17 protein-coding genes are annotated in these 16,611 nt (G+C 74.0%); 14 read left to right on the top strand and 3 right to left on the bottom strand.

The genetic code is table 11. The features are described from left to right. The first annotated feature begins 7 nt into the window (after positions 1-7). Entirely contained in the window at positions 8-1,864 is a 1,857-nt protein-coding gene (glmS, locus tag AC07BF_RS15230) for a glutamine--fructose-6-phosphate transaminase (isomerizing) (protein WP_363580128.1), read from the top strand. A gap of 33 nt (positions 1,865-1,897) precedes the next feature. Here glmS and AC07BF_RS15235 read toward each other — a convergent pair whose 3' ends face one another. Continuing rightward, a complete protein-coding gene (locus tag AC07BF_RS15235) occupies positions 1,898-2,455 on the bottom strand; it encodes a Uma2 family endonuclease (RefSeq protein WP_363629383.1) in 558 nt (185 codons plus the stop codon). A 171-nt stretch (positions 2,456-2,626) separates the two neighbouring features. On the opposite strand from AC07BF_RS15235, the gene AC07BF_RS15240 reads away from it, so the two are divergent. The 5 genes from AC07BF_RS15240 to AC07BF_RS15260 all read left to right on the top strand — a co-directional run bounded on the left by AC07BF_RS15240 (position 2,627) and on the right by AC07BF_RS15260 (position 7,616). Beyond that, a complete protein-coding gene (locus AC07BF_RS15240) occupies positions 2,627-4,102 on the top strand; it encodes an NAD(P)H-hydrate dehydratase (protein WP_400809100.1) in 1,476 nt (491 codons plus the stop codon). Between the two features lie 218 nt (positions 4,103-4,320). Beyond that, positions 4,321-5,520 carry an alanine racemase gene (gene alr / locus AC07BF_RS15245; RefSeq protein ID WP_400809103.1) on the top strand — a complete coding sequence of 400 codons (1,200 nt, stop codon included), beginning with the start codon at positions 4,321-4,323 and terminating at the stop codon, positions 5,518-5,520. Further along, positions 5,517-6,710 carry an alpha/beta fold hydrolase gene (locus AC07BF_RS15250; protein ID WP_363580136.1) on the top strand — a complete coding sequence of 398 codons (1,194 nt, stop codon included), beginning with the start codon at positions 5,517-5,519 and terminating at the stop codon, positions 6,708-6,710. The genes alr and AC07BF_RS15250 overlap by 4 nt, the downstream gene beginning before the upstream one ends. Before the next feature lie 96 nt (positions 6,711-6,806). Beyond that, complete coding sequence (tsaE, locus tag AC07BF_RS15255) at positions 6,807-7,304, top strand: tRNA (adenosine(37)-N6)-threonylcarbamoyltransferase complex ATPase subunit type 1 TsaE (protein WP_363580138.1); 498 nt, start codon at positions 6,807-6,809, stop codon at positions 7,302-7,304. A 117-nt stretch (positions 7,305-7,421) separates the two neighbouring features. Further along, positions 7,422-7,616, top strand: coding sequence for a hypothetical protein (locus AC07BF_RS15260; RefSeq protein WP_063348989.1), 195 nt, complete (start codon positions 7,422-7,424; stop codon positions 7,614-7,616). A 16-nt stretch (positions 7,617-7,632) separates the two neighbouring features. Here the strand turns inward: AC07BF_RS15260 and AC07BF_RS15265 are convergent, their stop codons facing one another. Further along, entirely contained in the window at positions 7,633-8,202 is a 570-nt protein-coding gene (locus AC07BF_RS15265; protein WP_363580295.1) for a hypothetical protein, read from the bottom strand. Positions 8,203-8,355: 153 nt separating this feature from the next. On the opposite strand from AC07BF_RS15265, the gene tsaB reads away from it, so the two are divergent. The 5 genes from tsaB (at position 8,356) to AC07BF_RS15290 (ending at position 11,884) form a co-directional block, all read left to right on the top strand. Continuing rightward, complete coding sequence (tsaB, locus tag AC07BF_RS15270) at positions 8,356-9,030, top strand: tRNA (adenosine(37)-N6)-threonylcarbamoyltransferase complex dimerization subunit type 1 TsaB (RefSeq protein ID WP_350877147.1); 675 nt, start codon at positions 8,356-8,358, stop codon at positions 9,028-9,030. Positions 9,031-9,053: 23 nt separating this feature from the next. Further along, positions 9,054-9,533, top strand: coding sequence for a ribosomal protein S18-alanine N-acetyltransferase (rimI, locus tag AC07BF_RS15275; protein WP_363580297.1), 480 nt, complete (start codon positions 9,054-9,056; stop codon positions 9,531-9,533). Then, the gene (gene tsaD / locus AC07BF_RS15280) at positions 9,526-10,632 is read left to right on the top strand and encodes a tRNA (adenosine(37)-N6)-threonylcarbamoyltransferase complex transferase subunit TsaD (RefSeq protein WP_363580140.1); all 1,107 of its coding nucleotides are present in this window, start codon (positions 9,526-9,528) and stop codon (positions 10,630-10,632) included. The genes rimI and tsaD overlap by 8 nt, the downstream gene beginning before the upstream one ends. Beyond that, positions 10,629-10,889: a hypothetical protein gene (locus AC07BF_RS15285; protein ID WP_363580142.1), complete on the top strand. Its 261-nt coding sequence runs from the start codon at positions 10,629-10,631 to the stop codon at positions 10,887-10,889. Before tsaD ends, AC07BF_RS15285 begins: the two co-directional genes overlap by 4 nt. Positions 10,890-10,969: 80 nt before the next feature. Beyond that, the gene (locus AC07BF_RS15290; RefSeq protein WP_363580144.1) at positions 10,970-11,884 is read left to right on the top strand and encodes a polysaccharide deacetylase family protein; all 915 of its coding nucleotides are present in this window, start codon (positions 10,970-10,972) and stop codon (positions 11,882-11,884) included. Between the two features lie 25 nt (positions 11,885-11,909). Here the strand turns inward: AC07BF_RS15290 and AC07BF_RS15295 are convergent, their stop codons facing one another. Then, on the bottom strand, positions 11,910-13,076 hold the full coding sequence (locus AC07BF_RS15295) for a THUMP-like domain-containing protein (protein WP_363580146.1): 1,167 nt from the start codon (positions 13,074-13,076) through the stop codon (positions 11,910-11,912). Between the two features lie 317 nt (positions 13,077-13,393). On the opposite strand from AC07BF_RS15295, the gene groES reads away from it, so the two are divergent. The 3 genes from groES to AC07BF_RS15310 all read left to right on the top strand — a co-directional run bounded on the left by groES (position 13,394) and on the right by AC07BF_RS15310 (position 16,568). Then, complete coding sequence (groES, locus tag AC07BF_RS15300; protein WP_014136232.1) at positions 13,394-13,699, top strand: co-chaperone GroES; 306 nt, start codon at positions 13,394-13,396, stop codon at positions 13,697-13,699. A 116-nt stretch (positions 13,700-13,815) separates the two neighbouring features. Then, a complete protein-coding gene (groL, locus tag AC07BF_RS15305; protein ID WP_063348995.1) occupies positions 13,816-15,441 on the top strand; it encodes a chaperonin GroEL in 1,626 nt (541 codons plus the stop codon). A 131-nt stretch (positions 15,442-15,572) separates the two neighbouring features. Beyond that, a complete protein-coding gene (locus tag AC07BF_RS15310) occupies positions 15,573-16,568 on the top strand; it encodes a LysR family transcriptional regulator (protein ID WP_363580148.1) in 996 nt (331 codons plus the stop codon). The last annotated feature ends 43 nt before the right edge of the window (positions 16,569-16,611 follow it).

The raw sequence follows: 16,611 nt of genomic DNA on the forward strand, positions 1-16,611 counted from the left end.
GGCACGCATGTGCGGAATTGTTGGATACGTGGGCGCGCAGTCCGCCCTCGACGTAGTAATCGCAGGCCTGCAGCGACTGGAGTACCGGGGCTACGACTCGGCCGGTGTCGCGGTGCAGGCGCAGGACTCCGACGGGCAGTGGAGTCTGGTCACCGACAAGCGGGCCGGCAAGCTCGCCAACCTGGAGAAGTCGCTCGCCGAGACCCCTCTGCCCGGCGGCACCACCGGCATCGGCCACACCCGCTGGGCCACCCACGGCGGCCCGACGGACGCCAACGCCCACCCTCACCTGGACGACCACCTCCGGGTGGCCGTGGTGCACAACGGCATCATCGAGAACTTCGCCCAGCTGCGGGCCGAGATCGCCGAGCGCGGCCACACCCTCCGCTCCGAGACCGACACCGAGGTCGTCGCGCACCTGCTCGGCGAGGCCTACGACGGCGACCTCGCGGAGGCCATGCGAGTGGTCTGCCGCCGCCTCGACGGCGCCTTCACCCTCGTCGCCGTGCACGCCGACGCGCCGGACGTGGTGGTCGGCGCCCGCCGCAACTCGCCGCTGGTGGTCGGGCGCGGCGAGGGCGAGAACTTCCTCGCCTCCGACGTCGCCGCGTTCATCGCGCACACCCGCGAGGCCGTCGAGCTGGGTCAGGACCAGGTCGTCGAGCTGCGCCGGGACGGCGTCACGGTGACCAACTTCGACGGCACCCCGGCCGACGTGCGCGAGTACCACGTCGACTGGGACGCCTCGGCCGCCGAGAAGGGCGGCTACGACTACTTCATGCTCAAGGAGATCGCCGAGCAGCCGAAGGCCGTCGCCGACACCCTCCTCGGCCGGATCGGCACCGACGGCCGGCTCATCCTCGACGAGCTGCGCATCTCCGACGCGGACCTGCGCTCGGTCGACAAGGTCGTCATCGTCGCCTGCGGCACCGCCTTCCACGCCGGCATGATCGCCAAGTACGCGATCGAGCACTGGACCCGCATCCCCTGCGAGGTCGAGGTCGCCTCCGAGTTCCGCTACCGCGACCCGATCATGGGCCCGGGCACGCTGGTCATCGCCATCTCCCAGTCCGGCGAGACCATGGACACCCTGATGGCCCTGCGGCACGCCCGGGAGCAGGGCGCCAAGGTGCTGGCGATCTGCAACACCAACGGCTCCACCATCCCGCGCGAGTCGGACGCGGTGCTGTACACCCACGCCGGCCCCGAGGTCGCCGTCGCCTCCACCAAGGCGTTCCTGACCCAGCTGGTCGCCTGCTACCTGGTCGCCCTCTACCTGGGCCAGGTGCGCGGCACCAAGTGGGGCGACGAGATCTTCGCCGTCATCAAGGAGCTCGGCGACGCGCCCAAGCAGGTCGAGCAGGTCCTGGAGACCATGGAGCCGGTACGCGAGCTGGCCCGCTCGCTCGCCGACGCGCGCTCGGTGCTGTTCCTCGGCCGTCACGTCGGCTTCCCGGTGGCCCTGGAGGGCGCGCTCAAGCTCAAGGAGCTGGCGTACATGCACGCCGAGGGCTTCGCGGCGGGCGAGCTCAAGCACGGCCCGATCGCGCTGATCGAGGAGGGCCTGCCGGTCGTCGTGGTCGTCCCCTCGCCGCGCGGGCGGTCGATCCTGCACGACAAGATCGTCTCCAACATCCAGGAGATCCGGGCCCGTGGCGCCCGCACCATCGTGATCGCGGAGGAGGGCGACGAGGCGGTCGTCCCGTACGCGGACCACCTGATCCGCATCCCGGTCACCCCGACCCTGCTCCAGCCGCTGGTCTCCACCGTGCCGCTCCAGGTCTTCGCGTGCGAGCTGGCGACGGCCAAGGGCCACGAGGTCGACCAGCCTCGCAACCTGGCCAAGTCGGTCACCGTCGAGTAGTAGCGCTCGCGGCGTCCCTGCGGTGGCTGTGCCCTACCGCAGGGGCGCCGTGTCGAGCGTGAAGGAGAAGGGGGCGGGCAGGTCGATCGGCTTGCCGAACTCGACCTGCGTGCGGGTGATGTAGTCCTCGCCCTCGGGTTTGGTGAACAGCGTGACCATGCCCTCGCTGCGGTCGATCAGCAGGTAGCACGGGATGCCGGCGGCGGCGTAGCCGCGGCGCTTGGGTTCGCGGTCCTTGTGCGGGTTGGTCGAGGTGATCTCGAAGACCAGCAGGACTCCCGTGGCGGAGGCCCAGGAGTCGGCGTGCTCGAAATGGCCGACCGGGCTCAGGGTTCCGTCGGGGATGAACCGACCCTTGGGTGTGATCAGTCCCTTGTTGCCGGAGATGTCCAGCTCGATCTCGACCTTGCGCATGAACTGCCGGTTGAGTAGCGAGAACGCGGTTTCGTGGGCCCCGTCCGGTGGTGGCGTCACGACGATTTCCCCTTCGACGAGCTCTGCCTTGTAGCCGGGCGGGGTGTCCAACTCCAGGAACGCCTGGACGAGGTCGTCCCGGCCTCGCGGGCCCTCGACAGCTGGCATGGCGACCATGGCCCTTCTCCCTCCTGTGGGTCCGTGCCGAGCCACAAGGTAGGCGCGCGGACCGACACCGGTGGGGGATCGAAGTGGTTGTCACTCGAAAGTGTCCCGCAGCTCGGCCTGCCGTGGGGCGGTGGCGCGGGCTAGCGTCGGCGGTACGTCGACCGCTGAAGGAGCCCTCTCATGCGTCATGCCCATCGGGTGGAAGTCGTCCGGGCCGCCGAGGCCGCGCTGATGGCGCGGCTGCCGGAGGGGACGCTGATGCAGCGGGCGGCCGCCGGGCTGGCGGCGACCTGTGCCCGGCTGCTGGCGGGGCGTCGGGGGCGGGTGTACGGCAGTCGGGTGGTGGTGCTGGCCGGCAGCGGGGACAACGGGGGTGACGCCCTGTACGCCGGGGCGGCGCTGGCCCGGCGGGGCGCGCGGGTGACGGCGGTGCTGCTCGCGCCGGAGCGTGCGCACGCGGGCGGGCTGGCCGCGCTGCGGGCTTCCGGCGGGCGGGTGGTGCTGGATCAGGAAGTCGGCCTGGCCGACTTCTCGCGCGCCGACCTGGTGCTGGACGGCATCGTCGGCATCGGCGGCCGGGGCGGGCTGCGGGCCGGGGCCCGGCCGTACGCGCGGGCCGGGCGGCGCGGGGTCGTGGTGGCCGTGGACCTGCCCAGCGGGGTCGACGCCGACACCGGCGAGGTGCCGGGCGAGGCGCTGCGCGCGGACGTCACGGTCTGCTTCGGAACGTACAAGCCGGGCCTGCTGGTCGACCCGGGCGCCTCCTACGCGGGCGCCGTCCAGCTGGTCGGGATCGGACTGGAGCCGCCCGCGCCGGAGGTGACGGCCCTGCAGCACGCGGACGTGGCGGCGCTGCTGCCGCTGCCGGGCGCCGAGAGCGACAAGTACCGGCGGGGCGTGGTCGGGGTGGCGGCCGGTTCGGCGACGTACCCGGGCGCGGCGCTGCTGGCGGTCGCCGGGGCGCTGCACGGCGGCGCGGGCGCCGTCCGGTACGTCGGCACGGCGGCCGAGGAGGTGGTGCGGCGCTTCCCGGAGGTGCTGGTCACCGAGGGCGGGCCGGCCGGGGCCGGGCGGGTGCAGGCCTGGGTGGTCGGGCCGGGCGGCGGCGAGGGGGCGCGGCAGGCGCTGGCCGAGGCACTGTCGAGCGACGTCCCGGTCCTGGTGGACGCGGACGGGCTGACCGAGCTGGCCCGGCTCGGCCCGGACGCGCTGGCCGGCCGGACGGCCCCCACCCTGCTCACCCCGCACACCGGCGAGGCCGCCCGGCTGCTCGCGGGCGCAGACGGCACCGCGCCGCCGCCCGCCGACTCGCTGGCCGCCGCCCGGCTGGCCACCGCCCGCCGACTGGCGGCCGCCTACCGGGCGACGGTCCTGCTCAAGGGCTCCACCACGGTGATCGCCGACCCGGGCGGCGCCGTCCGGGTCAACCCGACCGGCACGTCCTGGCTGGCCACCGCAGGCAGCGGCGACGTCCTGGCCGGCCTGGCGGGCTCCCTGCTGGCGGCCGGCCTGTCGCCGCTGGACGCCGCGTCGGTGGGCGCCTACCTGCACGGCCTGGCGGGCCGCCACGCGGCGGGCGACCCGGGCGCGCCGGTGACGGCGCCCGCGGTGGCGCAGGCGCTGCCCGCGGTGTGGCGGGCGGTGCGGGAGGCGTAGCCGGGGGCGTCGGTCGAGGGCGGGCGGGCGGTGCGGGAGGCGTAGGCCCGGGGCGGGCGGTGCGGGCGGTGCGGAACCGATCGGTCCTCCGTGGGCGTCCGGAACAGGGTGACGAGCGGTGCGCCGCAGGTCGGCGCGGTGCCGGGGGTCCTGGCACCGGCCGCCGCACGGACGGGCCGTTCGGCGAGGACTCCGGGATGTCTGGGAGACTGACCCTGATGACAACTGCGAACACGACCGGCACGGCGACCCTGACCGACGGCGTACGGGCCGAGGCGACCATCGATCTGGCCGCCCTGCGCGGCAACCTCGCCGCGCTGCGCGAGCGCGTCGGCAGCTCGGCGGTGATGCTCGCGGTCAAAGCGGACGCCTACGGCCACGGCGCCGTCGAGTGCGCCCGCGAGGCGGTCGCGAACGGGGTCGGCTGGCTCGGCTGCGCGACGCCCGAGGAGGCGCTGGCACTGCGGGCCGCGGGCATCCGCCCGGAGCAGGCCCGCGTCCTGTGCTGGCTGTGGACGCCGGGCGGGCCGTGGCGGGAGGCGCTGCGCGCGGACATCGACATCTCGGTGAGCGGCCAGTGGGCGCTGGACGAGCTGCTGTCGGCCGTCCGGGAGACCGGCATCCCGGCCCGGGTGCACCTGAAGGCGGACACCGGTCTGGGCCGCAACGGCTGCCAGCCGCACGACTGGCCGCACCTGGTGGCCGCCGCCCGCCGCGCCGAGGCGGAGGGGCTGCTGACCGTGGTCGGCGTCTGGTCGCACTTCGCCGCCGCCGACGAGCCGGGCCACCCGTCGATCCAGGCCCAGCTGGACTCCTTCCACGCGGCGCTGGCCCGGGCCGAGGCCGCCGGGCTGCGCCCGGAGGTGCGGCACCTGGCGAACTCGCCGGCCACCCTGCTGCTCCCGCAGTCGCACTTCGACCTGGTCCGCACCGGCCTGGCCGCGTACGGGCTGTCGCCGGTGCCGGAGGTCGGGTCGCCGGCCGACTTCGGGCTGCGTCCGGTGATGGCGCTGACCGCGCGGCTGGCGCTGGTCAAGCACGTTCCGGGCGGGCACGGGGTCAGCTACGGCCACCACTACGTGACGCCGGGCCCGACCACGCTGGGCCTGGTCCCGGTCGGCTACGGCGACGGCATCCCGCGGCACGCCAGCGGCACCGGCCCGGTGCAGATCGGCGGCAAGTGGCGCACGATCGCCGGCCGGGTCGCGATGGACCAGTTCGTCGTGGACCTCGGCGGGGACACCCCCGCGATCGGCGACGAGGTGCTGCTGTTCGGCAACGGCGAGCAGGGCGAACCGACCGCCGAGGACTGGGGCCGGGCCTGCGGCACCATCTCGTACGAGATCGTGACCCGGATCGGCGCCCGGGTCCCGCGCCGCTACCTGGGCGGCTGCCGCACCGAGGGCCCGGGCGCATGACGGAGGGACCGGCCGAGAGCGGCCCGGTCGCGGCGGTGGCCAAGGCGGCCGGCGCGGCCTCCGGGGTGAGCCGGGCCGGTGTGATCGGGATCTCGGTCGGCGTGCTGGCGGCCGGGGCGGCCGCCGGGGTGGCGATCGAGCGGCTGACCGTCGGCCGGGCGACCCGCCGCCGGGCCCGGGCCGAGCTGGACGCCGAAGCCCCGTACGGCTCGCTGCGCGGGCGCCCGCGGACGGTGGCCGCGCCGGACGGCACCGAGCTGTACGTCGAGCTGGACGGCACCGGCCCCGAGCCGGACGGCGACACCTCCGGCCCCGAGCCGCTGACCGTGGTGTTCTGCCACGGCTACTGCCTCAACCAGGACAGCTGGCACTTCCAGCGGGCCGCGCTGCGCGAGGGACTGCGGCTGGTCTTCTGGGACCAGCGCAGCCACGGCCGCTCCGAGCGCTCCCGCTCCTACCTGGCCGGCGAGCCGGCCAGCATCGACCAGCTGGGCGGCGACCTCAAGGCGGTGATCGACGCCGTCGCGCCGACCGGGCCGCTGGTGCTGGTGGGCCACTCGATGGGCGGCATGACGGTGATGGCGCTGGCCGACCAGCACCCGGAGCTGTTCCGGGAGAGGGTCGCCGGGGTGGCGCTGATCGGCACGCTGGCGGGGGACTGGAACGAGGTCAGCCTCGGGCTGCCGTCGGCCGGCGCGAAGCTGTTCAAGAAGGTCGCGCCCGGGATGATGCGGCTGCTGGGCCGACAGGTCGAGCTGGTGGAGGCGAGCCGGCGGCTGGGCGCGGACGTCGCCGCCGTCTTCTACCGGAGGTTCTCCTTCGGGGGGCGGGACGTCGACCCGGGCGTGGTGCGGTTCGCCGAGCAACTGCTGGACGCCACCCCGATCGACGTGGTCGCCGAGTTCTACCCGGTGTTCGGCACGCACGAGAAGTACGCGGCGCTCGCCGCCCTGAGCGGCCTGCCGACGCTGGTGCTGGCCGGTACGAAGGACCTGCTGACGCCGTCGGCGCACAGCGAGGCGATGGTCGCGCGGCTGCCCGGCGCGGAGCTGGTCCTGGTGGAGGGCGCCGGGCACCTGGTGATGCTGGAGCGCCCGGAGCTGGTCGACCACGAGCTGGTGGCGCTGCTGCGCCGGGCCGCCGACTTCGCCGCCGCCGCGCCGCCCCCGGCGGCCCTGGACGGCTCCTGACCCCTTCCCGGCGCGCGCCGGGCCGGCGATGTGGCACGGTAGCGGTGGCGGCCGGCGGTCGGCACGCCGGTACGGACCGAAGGGCAAGACACGCGCATGGGCTCGCACGCCACTCTCACCGTCCCCACCCCGGAGCGGATGGGCCGGCTCGGCCGGGAGCTGGCCGCGCTGCTGCGGCCCGGGGACCTGGTGCTGCTCTCCGGTGAACTGGGAGCGGGGAAGACCACGCTGACCAGGGGCCTGGGGGAGGGGCTGGGGGTCCGCGGGGCGGTGACCTCGCCGACCTTCGTGATCGCCCGGGTGCACCCGTCGCTGGTCGGCGGCCCGGCGCTGGTGCACGTGGACGCGTACCGGCTCGGCGGGGACCTGGACGAGATGGAGGACCTCGACCTGGACGTCTCGCTGCCGGAGTCGGTGGTCGTGGTCGAGTGGGGCGAGGGCAAGGTCGAGCGGCTGTCCGAGGACCGGCTGGAGGTGCGGATCGAGCGGGCCCTCGGCGACACCGTCGACGAGGACGACCTGGACCCGCGCCGGGTGGTGCTGACCGGCCTCGGTCCGCGCTGGGCGGGCGTCGCGCTGGAGGCGCTCGGCTGAGGCCCGCACCCGGGTGTGCGCCGTTTTGCCGACGGGCTGTCGGGAAGTGTTGCGGGCGGGGTGCCGGGCGTGGTGGGATGGGTGCTGCGGTTAGGTCTGCCTAACTAGGGAGGCGCCATGTCGAGCACCACCCCCGCCCCGAAGCGCGCCGGGCACGGCGCCGGGGCCGGAGAGTCCGCCCGCCGCGTCCAGGGGGCGCCGATGCGGGCGCTGTTGGCCGCCTGTGCGGCCGCCGAGGCGGTGTCCACCCCGCCCGAGCCGGAGCCCCGGCGGGCCGAGGAGCCGGAGACGGGCACGCCCCGCGCGGCCTGACTCACCTGGGCCGAGCTCAGGCGACCACGACCACCTTGGTGCCGTTCGGCGCGAAGTCCCAGAGCAGCTGGCCGTCCGGGCGGCCGCTGCGGATGCCGCCGGTCTTGGCGTTCGGCTCGGCGGTCGGGGTCGCGCCGTCCACGGCGGCGCTGAAGCCGAACACCACGCCGTTCTGCTGCGCGAAGCGCACCACGTGCTCGATCTGCTTGCCGTCCGTCCCGGTGGTCGTCGGGGTGCGGCTGTAGACCGAGTAGCTGCCCGGAGCCGGCTCGACCGAGCCCGGGGTGACCGGGAAGCCGGGTGTGACCTGCGGGTTCTTCTTCGGGTCGACCAGCCAGACGTAGTGGCTGCTGATCGAGTAGACCACCCTGGTGCCGCTGCCCGAGATGGTCGGCAGCGGTGGGGCCGTCGGGGTGGCCGAGGCGCTCGGCGTCGGGGAGGCGGCCGGCCCGCCGGACGTCGTGGTGCTGGCGGTCGGCTTGGCGCCGGCCGCCCGGTCCTGAGCACCGTTGGCCTGGAAGGCCAGCAGGCTCACCACCGCCAGGGCCCCCAGGGTCAGCCCCGTGACCACCACACCAGGACCCATCTTCGCCACGTGCCGCTCCCGCCGCCGTCCCTTTACGTACCGCCCCATCGTGCCAGGTCCGTCCAGCCGGGGCGCGGCGCCCCGGATGTGTGTTCCCGGGCGGCACGCCCGGTCGATCAGCCGGTCGGACCAACGTCGGTCTAACCTTGACCCGTGCTGCTGCTCGCGTTCGACACCGCTACCCCCGCCGTCACCGCCGCCGTCCACGACGGCACGGCCGTCCTCGCCGAGACCCACCAGGTCGACGCCCGGCGCCACGGCGAACTGCTCCTGCCCGCGATCGACCAGGTCCTGCGGGCGGCCGGCGTCGACAAGCACCGGCTCACCGGCATCGCGGTGGGAGTCGGCCCGGGCCCGTACACCGGCCTGCGGGTCGGCCTGGTGACCGCCGCCGCGCTCGGCCACGCCCTCGGGCTGCCGGTGCACGGCGTCTGCACCCTGGACGCGATCGCCCACCAGGCCCGCGCCGAGGGCCTGGCCGGGCAGCCGTTCACGGTGGCCACCGACGCGCGCCGCAAGGAGGTCTACTGGGCCTCCTACGACGCCGACGGCCACCGCACCGAGGGCCCCGGCGTGGACCGCCCCGCCGAGCTGGCCCCGCGCCCGCGGTCGGTCGGCGCCGGCGCGCTGCTCTACCCCGAGACCTTCCCCGGCGCGCACGGCCCCGAGCACGTGTCGGCCGGCGCCCTGGCGGGCTTCGCCGCCGCCGAGCTGGCGGCCGGCCGCGAGCTGCTGCCGAACGTCCCGCTGTACCTGCGCCGCCCGGACGCCCAGGTGCCGGCCGCCTTCAAGAACGTTCTAGGGGGCAAGGCGGTGCTCCCGGCGTGAAACACGGCACCACCCTGCGCCCGATGCGCTGGTGGGACATCGCGCCGGTGATGGAGCTGGAGCTGCGACTCTTCCCCGAGGACGCCTGGTCCACCGGGATGTACTGGTCCGAGCTGGCCGAGACCCACCCCGGCGGCACCCGCCACTACACCGTCGCCACCAACGCGGACGGCGCCGTCGTCGGCTACGCCGGGCTGATGGCGATCGCCGGCGAGGGCGACGTCCAGACCATCGCCGTCGACCAGCGCCACCAGGGCGCCGGCCTCGGCGCGGCGCTGCTCACCGACCTGATCCGGGAGGCCGCCCGCCGCGGCTGCGCCGAACTGCTGCTGGAGGTGCGGGTGGACAACCCGCGCGCCCAGCAGCTGTACGAGCGCTTCGGCTTCCAACCGGTGGGCATCCGGCGCGGCTACTACCAGCCCGCCAACGTCGACGCGCTGGTGATGCGCCTCGACCACCCCAGCACTGACCCGAAGGACCTTAAGGACACCCGCCATGGCTGACGAACCGCTCGTCCTCGGCATCGAGACCTCCTGCGACGAGACCGGCGTCGGCATCGTGCGCGGCACCACGCTGCTGGCCGACGCGGTCGCCTCCAGCGTCAACGACCACGCCCGCTTCGGCGGCGTCGTCCCGGAGATCGCCAGCCGCGCCCACCTGGAGGCGATGGTCCCGACCATCCAGCGCGCCCTGGACACCGCCGGCGTCAAGGCGAGCGACCTGGACGGCATCGCGGTCACCGCAGGCCCCGGCCTGGCCGGGGCGCTGCTGGTCGGTGTCAGCGCTGCCAAGGCGTACGCCTGGGCGCTGGACAAGCCGCTGTACGGGGTCAACCACCTCGCCTCGCACATCTGCGTCGACCAGCTGGAGCACGGCCGGCTGCCGTCGCCGACGATGGCGCTGCTGGTCTCCGGCGGGCACTCCTCGCTGCTGCTCAGCGAGGACATCACCAGCGACGTCCGCCCGCTCGGCGCGACCATCGACGACGCGGCCGGCGAGGCCTTCGACAAGGTCGCCCGGGTGCTCGGCCTGGGCTTCCCGGGCGGCCCGGTGGTCGACCGCACCGCCCGCGAGGGCGACCCCAAGGCGATCGCCTTCCCGCGCGGCCTGAGCGGCCGCAACGACCCCGCGTACGACTTCTCCTTCTCCGGCCTGAAGACCGCCGTCGCCCGCTGGGTGGAGGCCAAGCGCCGGGCCGGCGAGGAGGTGCCGATCGCCGACGTGGCGGCGTCCTTCCAGGAGGCCGTCACCGACGTACTCACCCGCAAGGCCGTCAAGGCGTGCCGGGACAACGGCGTCGACCACCTGATGATCGGCGGCGGGGTGGCCGCCAACTCGCGGCTGCGCGAGATGGCCCAGCAGCGCTGCGACCGGGCCGGCATCCGGCTGCGGGTGCCCCGGCCGGGCCTGTGCACCGACAACGGCGCGATGGTGGCCGCGCTGGGCTCCGAGATGGTGTGGCGCGACCGCACGCCGTCCGCGCTCGACCTGTCCGCCGACTCCTCGCTGCCGGTGACCGAGGCGCACGTGCCAGCCGCGGACGTCCGGCACGGCGACGTCCACGGCCAGGCGTACCAGGCCCTCACCGGTGGCGCCAAGTGACCGTCGCCGCGATGTGGGAGGCCCGCGCCGCCGCCGGCCGTGGGGCCGAACTCGCCTCCTGGGTACGGGAGGTGGTGCTGCCGTCGGTGCGCGGCTCGGCCGGGCTGGTCCGCACCGAGCTGCTCGGCGCGCCCGGCGAACGCGTGCTGCTGATCACCTGGTGGACCGGCGAGCCGGTGCCGGTCGCCGACCCGCCGGCCGACCTGCTCGGCCGCCCGGTGCACCGCTGGTCCTTCACCAGCGAGCACGTCGAATAGGCCCCGTCCGGGAACCGCCGCCCCGACCGCTACCGTGCATAGCTGAGAAGAAGCTGGACGGGAACCGGGAGCGCGCTGCGGTGAACAGGGACGGTCGGAGCAGGACCAGGACGTACGCGGTGGGGGCGCTGGCCCTGCTGGCCCTGGCCACCGGATGCGGCGACAACGGGGGCGCCGCCGCCCCGGCGGCGGCCGGCGGCAGCTCGGCGGCCACGCCCCAGCCCACCGGCGGAGGCGCCGTGCCGACCAGCCCGGCCGGCACGCCCACCACCCCGGCCCCGGCCGGCGGGGACCCGGCGGCCTGGGCGAAGTGGAACCTCAAGCCGCTGGCGCCGGCCCCCGCACCGCCCGCGGACAAGCCCATCAAGCTCGAACGGACCGGCCCCGTACCGGTGTTCAGCGAGGTGAAGACGAGCGACAAGGTCGTCTTCATCACCATCGACGACGGCGCCGAGAAGGACCCGAAGTTCGTCGAGATGCTGACCGAGCTCAAGGTGCCGATCTCGATGTTCCTGACCCGGGACATCGTCAAGAACGACTACGGCTACTTCAAGCCGCTCCAGGCGCTCGGCAACCACATCCAGAACCACACCGTGGACCACCCGGTGATGAGCAAGATCCCGGCGGAGAAGCAGAAGTCCGAGATCTGCGACGCGCAGTCCGCGCTCACCCAGCAGTACGGCACCGCCCCGCTGCTGTTCCGCCCGCCGTTCGGGGACGGTGCCAACACCCCCACGCTGAACAACTCGGTCCAGCAGTGCGGCCCGCGCGCGATGGTGCTCTGGCGCGAGTCGATGCAGATCCACGACATGCAGTACCAGGCGGCGGACAAGAAGCTGAAGTCCGGCGACATCATCCTGGCGCACTTCCGCGGCCCGAAGGAGCTCAAGGGCGCCACGATGACCCAGATGTTCGGCGACCTGCTGGCCCGGATCCAGGAGCAGGGCTTCTCGGTGGCCCGGCTGGAGGACTACATCCAGGCGCCCGCCTCGTAGTCCGGGCGCCCGCCGCGCAGCCGCCTCAGGCGGGTCGGCCGAGCATCATCAGCGGCCCGTTGTCGGTGCGGCTGAGGATCACCGTGACGGCGTTCGGCCCGGAGGGCTTGAGCTGGCGGCGCAGCTCCTCCGGGGTGATCGCCATCCCGCGCTTCTTGATCACCACCGTGCCGACCCCGCGCTCGCGCAGCAGCGCCTTCAGCCGCTTGATGTGGAACGGCAGCACGTCGGTGAGCTCGAAGGCGTGCGCGTACGGGGTGGCCACCAGCTGGTCCGAGGTCAGGTAGGCGATCTTCGGGTCGATCAGCCGACCGCCCACCTGCTCGGCCACCTCGGCCACCAGGTGGGCCCGGATCACCGCGCCGTCCGGCTCGTACAGGTAGCGCCCGACCGGGCCGGCCGGCGGGTCGGGCAGGTCGCCGCCGGTGAGGCTGGCGGCCTGCGGCAGCAGGGTGGCGCGGTGCGGGCGGGCGGCCCCGGTGCCGAACCAGAGCACCGCCTCCTTCACGTCGCCGTGGTCGGAGACCCACTCCGCCTCGGCGTCGGCCGGGACGGCCTCGTGCGGGATGCCCGGGGCCACCTTCAGCGCGCCGATCGGGGTCCGGCGGCCGGCCTCGATCGCCCAGGAGAGCGGCGGGGCGTACGCCTCCGGGTCGAACACCCGGCCGCGCGCCGTCCGCCGCGCCGGGTCGGTGAACACCGCGTCGTAGCCGGTGACGTCCACCTCGGCGACGTCCGCGCAGCGCACCTGGACCAGGTCGGCCAGGCCCAGCGCGGCCGCGTTGGCGGCGGTGGCGGCACAGGCCGCCGGGTCCTTGTCGACGGCCAGCACCTCGATCCCGGCCCTGGCCAGCGCCAGCACGTCCCCGCCGATGCCGCAGCACAGGTCGGCCAGCCGGCGGACGCCCAGCTCGGCGAAGCGGCGCGCCCGCCACTCGGCCACGCTGCGCCGGGTGGACTGCTCGACGCCGTTGGGCGTGAAGTACATCAGGTCGGCGTCCGCCCCGAACTTCGCCCGCGCCCGCTGCCGCAGCCGGGCCTGCCCGAAGGCCGCCGACACCAGCTCGGCCGGGTGCTCCCGCCGCAGCCTGGTGGCCAGCGCCAGCTCCTCCTCGGGCGTGAACTCGCGCAGTTCGGCGAGCAGGGCCTGGCCCTCGGGGGCCAGTAGGGGCTGGAGGTTCTCGGTGTCCACGGGGCCATTCTGGCGGGTTGGCGGCCCCACCGGCTCCGACGGCCGGCGCGGTGGGCGGGGTCGCGGTTCGCGGCGGGAGTCCGCCCGGGGCGGGGTGGTCGCACAGGAGTACGGCTCCGCGCCCGCGGTTCGGGATGCCCGGGCGCGCCGTTGGCACTCTGGTTGACTGAGTGCTAACACCGGCCTATGGTCGTCCTTGGCACTCCCCACTGGGGGAGTGCTAACGCGAAGACGTGTGCCTGACCCCCGCGACGGCAGGCCCACAGGTTCGCTCCTACCCGTTAGAAACCCCGTAATCTCCGAAGGGGAGCTCGGACGTGACCACCAGCAGCAAGGTTGCCATCAAGCCGCTTGAGGACCGCATCGTGGTCCAGCCGCTCGACGCCGAGACCACCACGGCCTCCGGCCTGGTTATCCCGGACACCGCCAAGGAGAAGCCCCAGGAGGGCGTCGTCCTGGCCGTCGGCCCGGGCCGCTTCGAGGACGGCCAGCGTCTGCCGCTCGACGTCGCCGTCGGTGACATCGTCCTGTACTCGAAGTACGGCGGCACCGAGGTGAAGTACCAGGGCGAGGAGTACCTGGTTCTTTCCGCCCGCGACGTTCTCGCCATCATCGAGAAGTAAGTCGTTCCGACCCGCCCCGGATCCGTGTCCCAAGTGACAGGGGCCCGGGGCGTGGTTGTTGGTTCACGTAGTCCGGCGGCCGGTGGGCCGGCCGAAGCCCCGAGGGAATAGGGAACATGGCGAAGATCCTGCAGTTCAACGAGGACGCCCGCCGCTCGCTGGAGCGCGGTGTCAACAAGCTGGCCGACACCGTCAAGGTGACCATCGGCCCCAAGGGCCGCAACGTCGTCATCGACAAGAAGTTCGGCGCCCCGACCATCACCAACGACGGTGTCACCATCGCCCGTGAGGTCGAGCTGGATGACCCGTACGAGAACCTTGGCGCGCAGCTCGTCAAGGAGGTCGCCACCAAGACCAACGACGTCGCGGGTGACGGCACCACCACCGCCACCGTGCTGGCCCAGGCCCTGGTCAACGAGGGTCTGCGCAACGTCGCCGCCGGTGCCGGCCCGGCCGCCCTGAAGAAGGGCATCGACAAGGCCGTCGCCGCCGTCTCCGAGCACCTGCTCTCGGTGGCCCGCGAGATCGAGGGCAAGGACGACGTCGCCGCCGTCGCGTCCCTCTCCGCCCAGGACACCCAGGTCGGCGAGCTGATCGCCGAGGCGATCGACAAGGTCGGCAAGGACGGTGTCATCACCGTCGAGGAGTCGAACACCTTCGGCGTGGAGCTGGACTTCACCGAGGGCATGCAGTTCGACAAGGGCTACCTGTCGCCGTACTTCGTCACCGACGCGGAGCGGCAGGAGGCGGTCCTGGAGGACCCGTACATCCTGATCAACCAGGGCAAGATCTCCTCCATCCAGGAGCTGCTGCCGCTGCTGGAGAAGATCCTCCAGGGCGGTGCCTCCCGGCCGCTGCTGATCATCGCCGAGGACGTCGACGGCGAGGCGCTGTCCACCCTCGTGGTGAACAAGATCCGCGGCACCTTCAACGCGGTCGCCGTCAAGGCCCCGGGCTTCGGCGACCGCCGCAAGGCGATCCTCGGCGACCTGGCCACCCTGACCGGCGGCACGGTCATCTCCGAGGAGGTCGGCCTCAAGCTCGACCAGGTCGGCGTGGACGTGCTGGGCACCGCCCGCCGCGTGACCATCACCAAGGACGAGACCACCGTCGTCGACGGTGCCGGTGACACCGAGGCCGTGGCCGGCCGCGTCGCCCAGATCAAGGGTGAGATCGCCGCCACCGACTCCGACTGGGACCGCGAGAAGCTGCAGGAGCGCCTGGCCAAGCTGGCCGGCGGCGTCTGCGTCATCAAGGTCGGCGCCGCCACCGAGGTGGAGCTGAAGGAGCGCAAGCACCGCCTGGAGGACGCCATCTCGGCGACCCGTGCCGCGGTCGAGGAGGGCATCGTCGCCGGTGGCGGCGCCTCCCTGGTGCACGCCGCCAAGGTGCTGGACGGCGGCCTGGGCCTGTCGGGTGACGAGGCGACCGGTGTCGCGGTGGTCCGCAAGGCGCTGCACGAGCCGCTGCGCTGGATCGCCCAGAACGCCGGCCTGGAGGGCTACGTCATCACCTCCAAGGTCGCCGAGCTGGAGATCGGCCAGGGCTACAACGCGGCCACCGGCGAGTACGGCGACCTGGTGAAGGCCGGCGTCATCGACCCGGTCAAGGTCACCCGCTCCGCCCTGGAGAACGCGGCCTCGATCGCCTCCCTGCTGCTCACCACCGAGACCCTCGTGGTGGAGAAGAAGGAAGAGGAGGCCGAGGCGGGCCACGGCCACGGTCACGGCCACTCGCACTGACGCCTGACGGTCGACCGGAGGCCCGGTCCGCGCCCCTCGGGGTGCGGCCGGGCCTCCGGCGTGTTTGGCGTTTGAGGCTTCAATCATCAGCAGAATTTTGCCATTGGCAAAGATTGCCTTATAACTGAGGCATGATCGAGGCCCGTCACCTGCGCGTTCTGCGTGCCGTCGCCCGCACCGGCTCCTTCTCCGCCGCCGCCCGCGAGCTGGGCTGTACGCAGCCCGCCATCAGCCAGCAGATGAAGGCCCTGGAGAAGTCGGTGGACACCCCGCTGGTGGTCCGCTCCGGCCGGGGCATGCAGCTCAGCGAGGCGGGGCGGGTGTTGCTCAAGCACGCCACCGGGATCCTGGCCGGGCTCTCCGCGGCCGAGGAGGAGATCGCCGCGATCGCCGGGCTGCGGGCCGGGCGGGTGCGGCTGGTCTCCTTCCCGACCGCGAGCTCCACCCTGGTGCCGCCCGCGGTCGCCCGGCTGCGGGACAGCCATCCGGGGGTGCGCGTGTCGCTGGTCGAGGCGGAGCCGCCGGAGTCGCTGGCGATGCTGCGCGGCGGCGAGTGCGAGATCGCGCTGGCCTTCCGCTACCCGCAGTCCGACGGCGGCGCCGCGCTGCCGGCGCCCGCGCACGGGACGCCGCGCGAGGCGCGGGCCGAGGCCAACCTGGAGGCGCAGCAGCTGAGCGCCGGCTCCGACTGGTCCGATCTGGTGGTCACCCCGCTGCTGGACGACCCGCTGGTGGGCCTGCTGCCCGCCGCGCACCGGCTGGCGGGGCGCGGCAGGCCGGTGGAGCTGGCCGAGCTGGCGGGGGAGCAGTGGATCGCGGGCTGCCCGCAGTGCCGGGGGCACCTGGTGGAGCTGTGCGCGGGGGCGGGCTTCGAGCCCCGGATCGACTTCGCGACCGACGACTATCCGGCAGTGGTCGGCCTGGTGGCGGCCGGGCTGGGGGTGGCGGTGCTGCCCCGGCTGGCGCTGGAGTCGGTGCGCCCGGACGGGGTGTCGACGGTGCCGGTGCGGACGGCCGCGGGGGCGCCGGCGGTGCGGCAGGTGGTCGCGCTGACCCTGCCGGATCTGGCCGAGGTGCCGGCCGTGGCGCTGATGCTGGAGCGGCTGGCGGGGTCGGCCGGGCGCTGACCTCTGGGGCCTGAGCGTTCTGGACTGGGCTTGAACAGCCCGG

This window comes from Kitasatospora sp. NPDC043950 (genome assembly GCF_056435345.1).